At 69.1% G+C, this 14,193-nt stretch carries 12 protein-coding genes; 8 read left to right on the top strand and 4 right to left on the bottom strand.

Features of this window, described 5'->3' with window-relative positions; translation table 11 throughout:
- Positions 1–13 precede the first annotated feature (13 nt).
- On the bottom strand, positions 14–658 hold the full coding sequence (locus ACX9GQ_RS00625) for a DUF1007 family protein (RefSeq protein WP_459627589.1): 645 nt from the start codon (positions 656–658) through the stop codon (positions 14–16).
- A 167-nt stretch (positions 659–825) separates the two neighbouring features.
- On the opposite strand from ACX9GQ_RS00625, the gene ACX9GQ_RS00630 reads away from it, so the two are divergent.
- From ACX9GQ_RS00630 to ACX9GQ_RS00645, 4 genes are all read left to right on the top strand, one after another.
- Positions 826–2,358 carry a bifunctional metallophosphatase/5'-nucleotidase gene (locus ACX9GQ_RS00630; protein WP_459627590.1) on the top strand — a complete coding sequence of 511 codons (1,533 nt, stop codon included), beginning with the start codon at positions 826–828 and terminating at the stop codon, positions 2,356–2,358.
- Between the two features lie 198 nt (positions 2,359–2,556).
- Positions 2,557–3,630: a ferrochelatase gene (gene hemH / locus ACX9GQ_RS00635; RefSeq protein ID WP_459627591.1), complete on the top strand. Its 1,074-nt coding sequence runs from the start codon at positions 2,557–2,559 to the stop codon at positions 3,628–3,630.
- 84 nt (positions 3,631–3,714) lie between these two features.
- Positions 3,715–4,698 carry an SPFH domain-containing protein gene (locus ACX9GQ_RS00640; protein WP_459627592.1) on the top strand — a complete coding sequence of 328 codons (984 nt, stop codon included), beginning with the start codon at positions 3,715–3,717 and terminating at the stop codon, positions 4,696–4,698.
- 9 nt (positions 4,699–4,707) lie between these two features.
- Entirely contained in the window at positions 4,708–5,142 is a 435-nt protein-coding gene (locus ACX9GQ_RS00645; RefSeq protein ID WP_459627593.1) for an NfeD family protein, read from the top strand.
- A gap of 4 nt (positions 5,143–5,146) precedes the next feature.
- Here the strand turns inward: ACX9GQ_RS00645 and ACX9GQ_RS00650 are convergent, their stop codons facing one another.
- A complete protein-coding gene (locus ACX9GQ_RS00650) occupies positions 5,147–6,127 on the bottom strand; it encodes a KpsF/GutQ family sugar-phosphate isomerase (RefSeq protein ID WP_459627594.1) in 981 nt (326 codons plus the stop codon).
- 274 nt (positions 6,128–6,401) lie between these two features.
- Here ACX9GQ_RS00650 and ACX9GQ_RS00655 point away from each other — a divergent pair, with 274 nt between their 5' ends.
- Positions 6,402–7,766, top strand: coding sequence for an outer membrane beta-barrel protein (locus ACX9GQ_RS00655; RefSeq protein WP_459627595.1), 1,365 nt, complete (start codon positions 6,402–6,404; stop codon positions 7,764–7,766).
- A gap of 45 nt (positions 7,767–7,811) precedes the next feature.
- Here the strand turns inward: ACX9GQ_RS00655 and galU are convergent, their stop codons facing one another.
- The gene (gene galU, locus ACX9GQ_RS00660) at positions 7,812–8,684 is read right to left on the bottom strand and encodes a UTP--glucose-1-phosphate uridylyltransferase GalU (RefSeq protein ID WP_459627596.1); all 873 of its coding nucleotides are present in this window, start codon (positions 8,682–8,684) and stop codon (positions 7,812–7,814) included.
- Positions 8,685–8,875: 191 nt separating this feature from the next.
- Between galU and galE the strand changes: the two genes are divergently transcribed.
- The 3 genes from galE to ACX9GQ_RS00675 all read left to right on the top strand — a co-directional run bounded on the left by galE (position 8,876) and on the right by ACX9GQ_RS00675 (position 12,770).
- Positions 8,876–9,865, top strand: coding sequence for a UDP-glucose 4-epimerase GalE (galE, locus tag ACX9GQ_RS00665; RefSeq protein WP_459627597.1), 990 nt, complete (start codon positions 8,876–8,878; stop codon positions 9,863–9,865).
- 95 nt (positions 9,866–9,960) lie between these two features.
- Positions 9,961–11,475, top strand: coding sequence for a lytic murein transglycosylase (locus tag ACX9GQ_RS00670; protein ID WP_459627598.1), 1,515 nt, complete (start codon positions 9,961–9,963; stop codon positions 11,473–11,475).
- A 59-nt stretch (positions 11,476–11,534) separates the two neighbouring features.
- A complete protein-coding gene (locus ACX9GQ_RS00675) occupies positions 11,535–12,770 on the top strand; it encodes an SGNH/GDSL hydrolase family protein (protein ID WP_459627599.1) in 1,236 nt (411 codons plus the stop codon).
- Positions 12,771–12,773: 3 nt separating this feature from the next.
- Here ACX9GQ_RS00675 and ACX9GQ_RS00680 read toward each other — a convergent pair whose 3' ends face one another.
- Positions 12,774–14,192, bottom strand: a complete 1,419-nt coding sequence (locus ACX9GQ_RS00680) for a glutamate synthase subunit beta (RefSeq protein WP_459627600.1) — start codon at positions 14,190–14,192, stop codon at positions 12,774–12,776.
- Position 14,193 lies beyond the last annotated feature (1 nt).

Consider the following 14,193-nt stretch of genomic DNA (forward strand, 5'->3'; position numbering starts at 1 on the left):
GACGCGGAACCCCTCACGGGCACGCCACGAGCACCTTGCTCGCGAACTGGATGCCCATGTTGGCGTTCGCGAAATAATCCTCGCCGAGCTTCTGCTGGGCGGTGAGGTCCGGCTTCTTCGGCCGGGTGATCTGGACGGCGCAGCCGGCGGGCGCCCCCGCCAGGGTCACGGCCTTGTCGTCCGGCGCGTAGCTGAAGTCGACGAAGAAGGTCGGGTCGTAGACATCGAGGAAGAGGGTCCGCTTGGCGGCGGTCGGTGTCTTGACCGGCAGGAGGAAGGACAAGGTCAGGGACTTGCCGTCGTGATCGAGCACGGCGTCTCGCGGCGCGTCGAAGTCCTGCCGCTTCCCGTCCGCCTTGAGGACGGTGAAGTAACCGAACTCGGCGAGGGATTCCGTGTTCACCTTCGCGAGATCGGCCAGTTCCTCCTGCGAGTAGACGCCGTCCTTGTTGGCGTCGAGGCCCTGGATCGCGAAGGTCGTGTAGCCCTCGTCGAAGGTCCAGCGGTGCTTCACGGCCGTCACCGATCCGCCCGCGCCGTAGACGAGTTCGGCCCGCACCTCGACCCAGACATGGGGGTGCGCGGCAGCCGGCGTGACTGCCGTGGCGGCCCATCCGGCAGCCAGGGCGGCGAAGAAGGGGCGGACGATGCGATGCAAGGCGACCTCCTGAAGCCTGAACGCAACACCACCGAAGCGCGGCAGAACCGTGGCAAGCCTACCTGATTTGCTGGCTTTCAGCATCCGCCGGGCTGCGGCTGCGCTCTTGTCTCGCCTGCGGCAAGATTCCATTGTGGCGGCATCGGACCCTCATCCAGGAACAGCCCATGACGAACGTTTCCCGCCGCCGCGCGCTCGGCCTCGGCCTTTCGGCCGGTTTCTCGGTGTCGATGCTGTCCGGGTCGTCCGAGGAGGCCACCGCGGCATCGGCCAACACCGCGTTCACGCTGCTGCTGGTCAACGACATCTACAAGATGAACGGCGAGAAGGGCCGCGGCGGCTTTCCCCGGCTCGGGGCCATCGTGAAGGCCGAGCGCGCCCGCGGCGTGCCGATGCTCTTCTGCCACGCCGGCGACACGTTCTCGCCGTCGCTGATGTCCGGCTTCGACCAGGGCGCCCACATCGTCGAGCTGACCAACCTCGTGAAGCCGGACGTCTTCGTGCCCGGCAACCACGAGTTCGATTTCGGCAAGGACAACTACCTGAAGCTGATGGGCCAGTCGAAGTTCCCCTATTTCGGCGCCAACATGCGCCAGGCGGACGGCTCGCCCATTCCCGGCATGAAGGATTCCGAGGTCTTCCAGCTCGGCCCGGTGAAGGTCGGCGTGGTCGGCCTCGCGCTCGCGACGACGCCGCAGATGTCCCAGCCGGGCGACATCCGCTTCACCAACGAGCTTGAGGTGCTTCGCGCGCAGGCCGGTCGCCTGCGGCAGGCAGGAGCCGATATCCTCGTCGCGGTCACCCACACCGACCGCACGATGGACGAGGCCATCGTGCGCTCTCGCCTCGTCGACGTGCTGCTGTCTGGCCACGACCACGACCTGTGGATCACCTTCGACGGCAAGACCGTCGCGGTCGAGAGCAACGAGGAAGGCAACTTCGTCACGGCCATCGACTTCGTCGTGCAGTTGACGGGCGAGGGCAAGGACCGCAAGGTGGCGTGGTCGCCGAGCTTCCGCGTGCACGACAGCTCGACGGTGGATCCGGATCCCGAGGTCGCGGCCGTCGTCAAGAAGTACGAGGACATGCTCAGCAAGGAACTGGACGTCGAGATCGGCACCAGCCTGAACGAGCTGGACAGCCGCTCGGCGGTCGTGCGCTCGCAGGAGGCGGCGATCGGCAACCTGATCGCCGACGCGATCCGCTCCGCCACGGGCGCCGACGTGGCCGTCACCAACGGCGGCGGCATCCGCGCCAACAAGCAGTACCCGGCGGGCGTGAAGCTGACGCGCCGGGACATCCTCTCCGAGCTGCCGTTCGGCAACACGTCCGTCATGGTCGAGATCACGGGCGCCGACCTGCGCGCGGCGCTGGAGAACGGCGTTTCGCAGCTGGAGAACCGCGCGGGCCGCTTCCCGCAGGTATCCGGCCTCAAGGTCGAGGTCGACGCCAAGGCGCCGGCGGGCTCGCGCATCGTGTCGGTGAGCGTCAATGGCCAGCCGCTCGACCCGGCGAAGCTCTACAAGGTCGCCTCCAACAACTTCATGCTGTCCGGCGGCGACGGATACACCAGCCTCGGCAAGGGCAAGGTCCTGATCGGCGACACCGACGGCAAGCTGCTGGCGAACGAGGTCATGACCTACGTCCGCAAGTTGCAGACGGTCGACGCCAAGACGGAAGGCCGCATCGTCATCCGCTGATCGGATCCGCACGGCTCTTGTGGTCCGATCCTTTCGCAGGTGCGTAAGCGACCATGAGAGGTTGCCGGGTGGCCCTGCCACACGGGGCCGCATCGGACGGGACCCGGACCGGCGTGCCCCGCACGCCGGTCCCGTGCGTTCCGGGACGACAGGCGGCGCGACTTCCGGTAAGGGTGCGTCGGCGAGAGGTTGGTTTCGATGAACATGATCACGCGCCCCGACACGTCCTCGTTCCGCGCGATGGGTCCGCTGCCGGCCGGGCACCCGGACGTCAAGGCGGGCAAGATCGGGGTCCTGCTGCTCAACCTGGGCACGCCGGACGCGACCGACTACTGGTCGATGCGCCGTTACCTGAAGGAGTTCCTCTCCGACCGGCGCGTCATCGAGACCCCGCGCCTGGTCTGGTGGCCGATCCTCAACCTGATCATCCTGACCGTCCGGCCCGGTCCCAAGGGCAAGGACTACGACTCGATCTGGAACAAGGAGCGCAACGAAGGGCCGCTCAAGACGATCACCCGCTCTCAGGCGGAGCAGCTGGCCGCGCGTATCCGCGACCGCGACCCGCGGATCGTCGTCGACTGGGCCATGCGCTACGGCAACCCCTCGACGCCGGACCGGATCAAGTGGCTGCACGAGCAGGGCTGCGAGCGCATCCTGCTGGTCCCGCTCTACCCGCAGTCCTGCGCTGCGACCTCGGCGACGGCCTGCGACAAGGCCTTCGAGACGCTGATGGGGATGCGCTGGCAGCCGGCGGTACGCGTGGCCCCGCCGTGGCACGACGATCCCGTGTACATCGACGCGCTGGCCAAGACGGTGAAGGCGAAGCTCGCAGAGATCGACTTCGAGCCCGACATGCTGGTGGCGTCCTACCACGGCGTGCCGGAGGAATACCTGCTCAAGGGCGATCCCTACCACTGCCAGTGCCTGAAGACGTCGCGCCTGCTTCGCGAGACGCTCGGCTGGGACAAGGACCGCTTCATGACCTGCTTCCAGTCGCGCTTCGGCTCGGCTGAGTGGCTGAAGCCCTACCTGATCGACACCATGGGCGAGCTGCCGGCCAAGGGCGTGAAGAAGGTCCTCGTCATCGCCCCCGGCTTCTCGGCCGACTGCCTCGAGACGCTCGAGGAGATCGAGGGCGAGAACAAGGAGCACTTCCTCCACCACGGGGGCGAGCAGTTCGCCTACGTTCCGTGCCTCAACGACTCGCCCGAGGGCATGGACGTCATCGCCAACGTGGTCGAGCGCGAACTGCAGGGCTGGGCGACCCTCTAGGGGGCGACAGCGAGCCCGCTTGCCGCGACCGGGGCGGCATCGGAGACTGCGCCCGACGCGATTCGCCAGGGGCAGGGGGTTCGCATGCCGGTATCCGGTTTCACGATCTTCGCGATCGTGCTCGTCGTCTTCGTGATCGTGACCCTGATCGCCGGCATCAAGACGGTGCCGCAGGGCTACAACTACACGGTCGAGCGCTTCGGGCGCTATTCCCGCACGTTGACGCCGGGCCTGGGGCTGATCATCCCCTATGTCGAGAGCATCGGCTCCAAGATGAACATCATGGAGCAGGTCCTGGAGGTGCCCAGCCAGGAGGTGATCACCCGCGACAACGCGACGGTGACCGCCGACGGCGTCGCCTTCTACACCATCCTCGACGCCGCCCACGCCGCATACGAGGTCTCGAACCTGGAGCAGGCGATCCTCACGCTGACGATGACGAACATCCGCACCGTCATGGGCTCGATGGACCTCGACCAGCTGCTCTCGCACCGCGACGAGATCAACGATCGGCTGCTGCGCGTGGTCGACGCCGCCGCCTCGCCGTGGGGCGTCAAGATCAACCGCATCGAGATCAAGGACATCGTCCCGCCGAAGGACCTCGTCGACTCGATGGCACGCCAGATGAAGGCCGAGCGCGAGAAGCGCGCGGCGGTCCTGGAGGCCGAGGGACAGCGGCAGGCCGAGATCCTGCGGGCGGAGGGCCACAAGGCGGCACAGATCCTCGAGGCGGAGGGCCGCAAGGAGGCCGCGTTCCGCGACGCGGAGGCACGCGAACGCGCGGCGGAGGCCGAGGCAAAGGCCACGCTCGTCGTGAGCGAGGCGATCGGCCGCGGCGACATGGGGGCCATCAACTACTTCGTCGCGCAGCAATACGTGAAGGCGCTGCAGTCGCTGGCAAGCGCGCCCAACCAGAAGGTGCTGATGATGCCGGTCGAGGCCGGCGCCTTCATCGGCTCGCTGGGCGGCATCGCCGAGATCGCCAAGTCCGCCCTGTCGGACGGCGGTGCCGGACAGCCGGCGGCGAGGCGGGGGTCGGTCCCGCCCTCCGGCTCCGCGCCAGGCTGAGGCGCGGCCATGGCCATCCTCGATATCGGTCCCTGGGGGTGGGTGATCGGCGGCCTCGTCCTGATGGGGATCGAGCTGCTGGCGCCCGGAGCCTTCATGGTCTGGCTGGGTCTCGCCGCGCTGGTGACGGGCCTGCTGCTGTTCCTCGTCAAGCTGCCCGTCGAGATGACGCTGGTGTTGTTCGCCGTGCTCGCGGTCATCGCCGTGCTCACGGGCCGCCGGTTGATCGGCCCGCCGAGGCAGCGGGGCGAGAGCGCCCTGAACGACCGGGCCGCCAAGCTGCTTGGGCGCACATTCGTGCTGGAGGAGCCCATCTCCGAGGGGCGCGGACGTGTTCGCGTCGACGATACGCTCTGGCGGGTCGAGGGGCCCGATCTCCCGTCCGGCGCGCAGGTCCGCGTCGTCGGAATGGACGGCATGCTGCTGAAGGTGGAGCGAGCCTGAACGCTCAGGCCGCCCCGATCCGCAGCAGGTCCATGATGTGGACGAGCCCGACCGGCCGGCGGTCCTGCGTGACGACAAGCGACGTGATCCGTCGCGTCTCGATCATCTTGAGCGCCTCCGCCAGCAGCGTCTCGGGCGGGACCGTCTTCGGCGACGCGTTCATGATCGCCTCGACGGGCCGCGATGGCAGGTCCGGGCCCATGTGACGGCGCAGGTCGCCATCGGTGATGATGCCGGCGAGGGTCCCGTCCGGGCTCGTCACGAACACGCAGCCGAAGCTCTTGCGCGACATCTCGGCGACGGCGTCGGCCATGCTCGTACCGAGCGGCACGACCGGAAGCTCCTCGCCGCGGTGCATGATGCTGCCCACCTGCTTGAGCAGCGAACCGAGCTTCCCGCCGGGGTGGAAGACGAGGAAGTCCTTGGCGCCGAAGCCACGCGCCTCGAGCAGGGCGACCGCGAGCGCGTCGCCGAGCGCCAGCTGCATGGTCGTCGAGGTTGTCGGCGCGAGGCCGTTGGGGCAGGCCTCCGCGGTGCGGGGAAGAATCAGCCGGATGTCGGCCTGGCGCCCCAGCGCGCTCTCCGGGTTGGAGGTCATGCCGACGAGCTTGACCGAGAATCGGCGCGAATAGGCGACGATGTCGCTCAGTTCGGCCGTCTCGCCCGACCATGAGAGAGCGAGGATCACGTCGTCCGACTGAATCATGCCGAGGTCGCCGTGGCTCGCCTCGCCCGGATGCACGAAGTGCGAAGGCGTGCCCGTCGAGGCCATCGTCGCCGCGATCTTGCGCCCGACGTGGCCCGACTTGCCCATCCCGGTGACGATGACGCGCCCACTCGCCGCGACGATGGCCTGGACGGCGGCGGAGAAGGCCGGGCCGAGGCCGTCGCGCAGCGACGCGCCCAGCGCGGCCAGGCCTGCTGCTTCGGTCTCGATGGTGCGCAGCGCGGAGGCGACGCTCGGATCGGTCGAGTCATGCGTCATGACAGCGCCTTAGCACGAGCGGAGGGGGAAGAACACGGGCTGCGGCTATCCGAACTTACCGCTCGTTAACCATGCCCGTTTTACGAGTGTTAACCATGTTCCGCACGCTGCGTGCGGTCTTTTCCGTTCGTCCGGAGGGTCTTCCGTGCGCGCCGCAGGGCGTCTTGCCTGCGCCCTTCTCGCCTCGGCCGCGTCCGCTTGCGCGGCCTCGACGGTGCACGCGCAAAGTTCGTCGCCGACGCTGAGACCCTCGCTGGAGGGTTCCGGGGACGGGGTGACGGATGACAAGCCGGCCTTCCGCGGCACCTATCCGGTGGTCGGGAAGCCGGTGCGCTCTGGCAAGAGCACCCGGCAGCAGCCCGCAAGGGGCTTTGCTGACCTGCCGCCGTCGGGCGACCGGCCGATCGGACCCCTGAAGCCGGGGACACCAACTCCGGCGGTGAAGGCCGCTCCGCCCCTGTCGTCCGAGCCGGAGGTCCGGCGCCGCGTCAGGCGCGAGGATGTCGATCCCTATGCGCCGCTGGGGTGGCGAACCGGGGGCCTCATCCTTCGCCCGAGCCTCGAGATGCTCGGCGGCTACGACACCAATCCCAATCGCATTCCCAACCCCGGCGGCGGATCGCCGATGGTGAAGACCGAGGCCGGCCTCGACGTCGCGAGCGACTGGCAGCGCCATGCCCTGCGGGCCGTGATCCGAGGTGCCTTCTACCGCTTCTTCGACACGCCGGCCGCGGATCGGCCCGAGGCGACGGCCGATATCGGCCTGCGGCTCGACGCGGCCCGGGACACGACCGTCGACCTCGCGGCGGTGTCGCGGCTGACGACCCAGCAACCGGGTATCGAGCAGCCGTTCGTGACCAACCAACGCGGGAACATCGTCGAGTACGGAGGCACGGCGGGCGTGACGCAGCGCTTCGGCCTCGCGTCGCTGGGCCTGCGGGGCGGGGTGCTCCGGACCGAATACCAGGACCTGTCGGGGCCGGGCGGCGCGACGATCAACGAGTCCGACCGCAACTACAACGCCTACGACGTCAGGTTGCGGGCGGGCTATGACGCCACGCCGGGCGTGCAGCCGTTCGCCGAGGTGGCGCTGAGCCAGCGCCTCTACGACCAGACCATCGATGCCGGGGGCTACGAGCGTTCGTCAAACGGATGGGCCGGGCGCGTCGGCACGACGCTCGAGTTCAGCCGGATCGTCACCGGCGAAGTCTCACTCGGATACGGCGCCCGGAGCTACGAGGACCCGCGGCTCCAGCCGATCGAGGGCGTGCTCACGGACGTGGCACTGCTGTGGACGCCGACGCCGCTCACCAGCGTCAAGCTGCGCGCCAGCACCGATATCTCCGAGACAACGGTGTCCGGCGCGTCCGGCGCCCTCGTCTACGCCGAAGGGATCGAGGTCACGCACGCCTTGCGCCGCAACCTGAGCCTGACCGCGGCGCTCGGCGCGAGCCAGACCCTCTACCAGGGGGTGCCGATCACCGAGGATCGATACACGGCGGGCCTGCGTCTCGACTGGAAGCTGAACCGCACCGTGGCGGTCCGCGCCAGCGTCGCGCACGAACGGCTGGACAGTTCCGTCCAGGGCGCCGACTACACGGCGAACGTGTATCTCGTGGGGCTTCGCTTCCAGCGTTGACCCCGGGGCGGCACCCCGGGGCCCTCGATGCGCCCGTCGCCGCGGTCAGCGGCCGAGCATCTTGTCCAGTTCGAGGCGGAAGGCCGGGCCTACGTCGTCGCGGGCCAGCGCATAGGCCATGTTGGCCATGAGGAAGCCGAGCTTGGAGCCGGTGTCGTAGATCTCCCCGGCAAAGGTGTGGGCGTAGAACGGCTGCGACTTCGCCAACGTGATCATGGCGTCCGTCAGCTGGATTTCTCCGCCCGCGCCGCGCTCCTGCGTCTCGAGGATGCGGAAGATCTCGGGGCTCAGGATGTAGCGGCCGGAGACGGCGAGGTTCGACGGGGCGGTCCCCTTCGGCGGCTTCTCGACCATCTCGGTGATCGCCTGTGCGCCTTTCTCCTCGCGGACGCCGACGATGCCGTACTGGTGCGTCTCGCTGTCTGGCACCTCGAAGACCCCGATGATGTTGCCGCCATGGGCTTCGTGGCCGCGGATCATCCCCGCAAGGCAGGGCTCCTTGCCGAGGTGAAGCATGTCGGGCAGGAGGACGGCGAAGGGCTCGTCGCCGACGATGTCGCGCGCACACCAGACGGCGTGGCCGAGGCCGAGCGGCGCCTGCTGGCGGGTGAAGCTCGTCGCGCCGGCAGCTGGCAGGTCCTTCTTCAGGGCGTCCAGCTCGCGGGTCTTGCCACGCTCGGCCAGCGTCCGGTCGAGTTCGAAGTTGATATCGAAGTGATCCTCGATCACCGCCTTGCCGCGGCCCGTGACGAAGATGAAGTGCTCGATCCCCGCCGCGCGGGCCTCGTCGACCACGTGCTGGATCACGGGGCGGTCGACGACCGTCAGCATCTCTTTCGGGATGGCCTTGGTGGCCGGGAGAAAGCGGGTTCCCAGTCCGGCGACGGGGAAGACGGCTTTGCGGATGCGCTGGGTCATCGTGGGGTGAAGGGGTCCGAGTTGCGGAACGGGTGAAGGGCGAACGGCGTTGCCGCCGGCCGGGAGAGTGGCGGCGCGAGATGGGCCTTTTTGCGACGCTCAGGAAAACATCAACCGGCGTTGCCTAAAATTCAGGAAAAGGTATGAGGTTCCGCGCCATCGTCCGCGCGAGAACAGGAGATGGCACTGACATGGCGGTACTCGTCACGGGCGGCGCGGGATACATCGGGTCGCATACGGTTCTGGCGCTTTCGGACCGAGGGGAGAAGGTCGTCGTCCTCGACGACCTGTCGACGGGCGTTGCCGGCTCCGTGCCGACGACCGTGCCGCTCGTCCGCGGCGACATGGGTGACGAGGACCTCGTCCTGCGCACCATCGCCGAGAACGATGTCGACGCCATCATCCACTTCGCCGCGAAGATCGTGGTCCCCGAGTCGGTCGCCGATCCGCTCGGCTACTATCTCAACAACACCGTGAAATCGCGGGCGCTTCTCGCCGCGGCGGTGAAGGGCGGGGTGAAGCACGTCATCTTCTCGTCCACCGCCGCCGTCTACGGCGATGCGTCGCTGGAGAAGGTCGCCGAGGAGACGCCCACGGGGCCCGTCTCCCCGTATGGCCGCTCCAAGCTGATGACGGAGTGGATGCTGCAGGACACCGCCCATGCACATCCGCTGAGCTACGTGGCCCTCCGCTACTTCAACGTGGCAGGCGCCGATCCGCGGGGCCGGACGGGCCAGTCCACGCCGCGGGCGACGCACCTCATCAAGGTCGCCTGCCAGACGGCGCTTGGCCAGCGGCCGATGCTGGAGGTGTTCGGCACGGACTTCCCGACGCCCGACGGATCCTGCGTGCGCGACTACATCCATGTCAGCGACCTGGCCCGGGCGCACGTGATGGCGCTCGACCACCTCCGGCAGGGCGGCGGCTCGCTGACGCTCAACTGCGGGTATGGCCGCGGATACTCGGTGCTCGAGGTGGTGCGGACGGTGAAGGCCGTATCCGGCGTGGATTTCGATGTCAGGATCGTCGGCCGACGGCCGGGCGATCCGCCCTCCATCGTGGCCACGGGCGAGCGCATCCGCCGGGAGCTCGGCTGGCAGCCCGAGCTCGACGATCTGGAGACGATCGTCTCCCACGCGCTGGCATGGGAGCGGCACCTGATGTCGCCCAACGCGCGATAGGCCCGGCGGCGGGAAGACGGTTAAGGACCGGTCAACCACGTATGCTATAATCGTTGCGACCGGGGCCCGAGAGCCCCGGCACACGGGGATGGCGCATGAAGCACGGCCGCATTCGCGTCGCGTCGGTGGGCGGGTCAGGCCTGTCCCGCGTCCTCGCCCTTGCGGCAGGTCTCGCGCTGGCCGCCGGCTCGGCGAGCGCCAACACGCCGCCTCCGCCGCAGGCCAAGGCCGCGAGCAAGACCGCAGCCTCCGGCAAGACCACCGCCCCTGTGAAGCCGGCGGCCACGAAGGCAACGGCCAAGCCGCAACCCGCCGCTCAGAAGACGACACCCGGCAAGGCAGTTCCTGCCGGAGCGAAGCCGGCTGCACCCGCACCCAAGGCCGCTGCCGCGAAGCCGGCTACGTCCCCGGCGCGTGCCGCTGATGGCTCCCCGGCGACGACGGCGTCTCTCGGCAAGCCGGAGAAGGCGATGGCGCGTCCCTCCACCGTAGCGGGTTCGGAAAGCTTCCAGGGCTTCGTCACGGCTCTCTGGCCCGACGCGCAGCGGCGTGGCGTGTCCCGCGCCACGTTCGAGTCGGCCTTCGCCGGCGTGACGCCGGACCCGAAGATCGTCGAGCTGACGCACCGGCAGTCCGAGTTCGTGAAGCCGATCTGGGAGTACGTCGCCGGCGCCGTCACCGCGGCGCGTGTCGAGCGTGGGCAGGAGGCGGCCCGCCAATGGGCGAGCGCGCTTGCCGCGGCCGAAAGCCGCTACGGCGTGGACCGCAGCGTCATCCTCGGCATCTGGGGCATGGAGACCCACTACGGCTCCTTCACCGGCGGCAAGGACGTCATCCGCTCGCTGGCGACGCTGGCGCACGAGGGCTATCGCGGCGACTTCTTCCGCGAGGAACTGCTGACGGCGCTGGTGATCCTCGAACAGGGCCACGTCGACCGCGAGGACATGAAGGGCTCCTGGGCCGGCGCCATGGGCCAGACGCAGTTCATGCCGACGAGCTTCATGAAGTTCGCCGTCGACGCGGACGGCGACGGCCACAAGAACATCTGGACGTCCAACCCGGACGCCATCGCCTCCACGGCGAACTACCTGCGGCAGAACGGCTGGACGCCCGGTCTGCCGTGGGGCTTCGAGGTGCAACTGCCCGAAGGGTTCGACTGGCGCCTGCAGTCGGGCTCTTTCTCGGCCTGGCAGCGCGCCGGGGTCCGGCGCACGGACGGCGAGGCAATGCCCCGCTCGGGCGAGGCCACCCTGTTCCTCCCGGCGGGCGTGAAGGGCCCCGTGCTGCTCATCACGTCCAACTTCGCAGTGATCAAGCGCTACAACTCCTCCGACGCCTACGCCATCGGCGTCGGCCACCTCGGCGACCGGGTGATGGGCGGAGAGCCGCTCGTGGCGCGCTGGCCGGTGGGCGAGAAGCAACTGGACCGCAACCAGCGGTTCGAGGTGCAGCGTCACCTCAACCGGCTCGGATTCGACGTCGGCGAGCCGGACGGCCGGCTGGGCTCGAAGACGCGCGAGGCTGTCCGCGGCTTCCAGGAGAAGCGGGGCCTCATCCCCGACGGCTACCCGACGCTGGCCCTTCTGGAAGCGCTGCGCGCCGTCCGTTGACGTGCTAAGCCTCGGTCCGGCGCCCAAGGGTTGCCGGATTCGGGGTTCACGGTTCCTCCATGCGAGCCACGCTGCACCGCGCCGCGTCTGTCGTCCTCCTTGCCGTGGTCCTTGCGGTCGCGACGGCGTCGATGGCCGCGGCCCAGCAGCCGCCGCCTTCGCAGGGGTTCCGCAACCCGATCTCCGACCTTCTCCGCCTGTTTTCGCCGCCGCAGCGACCCCAGCCTCCGCCGCCGGCTCCGGCGCCGCCGCGCAAGAAGCCGCCCGCGCCGATGGTGCTGACCGACCAGCCCAGCGTGCCCAAGGCCGATCCCACGGTGTTCGTCGCCGTCATCGGCGACAGCCTCGCAGAGAACCTCGCAGGCGGCCTGACCGAAGCGTTCGAAAACAACCCCGACGTGCAGGTGCAACGGCGCGGGCGCAGCTCGACGGGGCTCGTGCGCGACGACTTCTATGACTGGCGCAAGGCGACCCGCGAGCTTCTCGCCTCGGACGCGAAGGTGACGCATCTCGTCGTGATGATGGGGTCCAACGACCGCCAGACGCTGCGCGATGCCACCGGGGCCACGCTGGAGCCGTTCACCGATGCCTGGCGCGAGGCCTATGCGGCTCGGGTGGACGAACTGGCCGCTATCGCTGCAGAGCGCAACGTGCCGCTGATCTGGGTCGGCATGCCGCCGATGCAGAACGCGCGAACCTCGGCCGACATGCTCGCCCTCAACGAGATCGTGCGGGCCCGTCTCGTGCGGGGCGGACGGGGGGCGTATGTCGACATCTGGGAAGCCTTCACGGACCCGCAGAACCGCTTCTCGGCCACCGGCCCGGCCCTGACCGGGGAGACGGCCCGGCTCCGGGCCAATGACGGGATCCACCTGACGAAGGCGGGCGCCCGCAAGGCGGCTCACTTCGTCGAGATCGAGCTGAAGCGCATGCTGAACCGCGCCGACCCGACGCCGGTCTTCGCCATGCCGTCGGATCCCAACGATCCTGCTTCCAGCGACCCGGCGCTGCAGCCCGGCGGGATCGAGCGGGTGATCGACGACGCGGTCCGGCGAGGACTGGAGGGTCTTCCGCCGCTGCCGGTCAACATCCCGACCAAGGCCATCGCCGGGCCGATCCTGCCGCTCAACGCGCCAGAAGCGACGACCGGGGGGGCGCTTCTGGCCGGTGCCGTGCAGCGCGGGTCCACCGATGCGGGCCGCCTCATCGAGCAGGTGCTCGTCGAGGGGCGTAGCCCCGATTCCAAGCCGGGCCGCGCGGACGACTTCCGCTGGCCCGGCGCCCGCGCCCCCTGAGGATCAGCGCGGCAGCGTCGTCGAGCCCATCAGGAAGGTGTCGATCGAGTGCGCGGCCTGACGGCCCTCGCGGATCGCCCACACCACCAGCGACTGGCCGCGGCGCATGTCACCGCAGGCGAAGACCTTCTCCTTCGTGGACTTGTAGGAGAGCGTGTCCGCCGCCACGTTGCCGCGCCCGTCGAGCGTCACGCCGAGGGACTGCAGGAGGCCTTCCGGCACCGGCGAGACGAAGCCCATGGCGAGCAGCACGAGGTCGGCCTTCAGGTCGAACTCGGTGCCGGGCACCGGCTTGAAGCCCGCGTCGACGCGCACGCAGCGCAGCGCCTTCACCTGGCCGTTCTCGCCCTCGAAGGAGACCGAGTTCACCGAGAAGTCGCGCTCCGCGCCTTCCTCGTGCGAGGAGGAGGTGCGCATCTTCAGCGGCCAGTTCGGCCAGGTCAGGAGCTTGTTCTCCTTCTCCGGCGGCTTCGGCATGATCTCGAGCTGGGTCACGGAGAGCGCACCCTGGCGAACCGAGGTGCCGATGCAGTCCGATCCGGTGTCGCCGCCGCCGATGACGACGACATGCTTGCCGGTCGCGAGGATCGGCTCGTTCGTGCCGAGCTGCTCGCGACCGACGCGGCGGTTCTGCTGCGGCAGGAATTCCATGGCGAAGTGCACGCCGGCGAGGTCGCGGCCCGGGATGGAGAGGTCGCGGGGCTTCTCGGCGCCGCCGGCGAGTGCCACGGCGTCATGGGTGGCGAGCAGTTCCTCGGCGCTGACGTTGAACCCGACGTGGGCCCCGTAGTGGAAGGTGACGCCCTCCGCCTCCATCTGGGCGATGCGCCGGTCGATGTGGCGCTTCTCCAGCTTGAAGTCGGGGATGCCGTAGCGCAGCAGGCCGCCGGCGCGCGCGTGCTTCTCGTAGACGTGCACCTCGTGCCCGGCGCGGGCGAGCTGCTGGGCGCAGGCAAGACCGGCCGGTCCGGAGCCGATCACCGCGACCTTCTTGCCGGTGCGCTGCGCCGGAACTTCCGGCTTGATCCAGCCTTCCTCCCAGGCGCGGTCGACGATCGCGCATTCGATCGTCTTGATGGTGACCGGCTGGTCGGTGAGGTTGAGCGTGCAGGACGCCTCGCAGGGCGCCGGGCAGACGCGGCCGGTGAACTCGGGGAAGTTGTTCGTCGAGTGCAGGTTGCGCGACGCCTCCTGCCAGTCGCCCCGGTAGACGAGGTCGTTCCAGTCCGGGATCTGGTTGTTCACCGGACAGCCGTTGTGACAGTACGGGATGCCGCAGTTCATGCAGCGCGCCGCCTGGTCCCGGGTCGCCTCCTCGGAGAGAGGGATCAGGAACTCCTTGTAGTGCCGGATGCGATCGGCCGCGGGAGCGTAGCGCCGGTCGCGGCGGTCGATCTCGAGGAAGCCCGTAACCTTGCCCATG

Source organism: Alsobacter sp. R-9 (genome assembly GCF_054612375.1).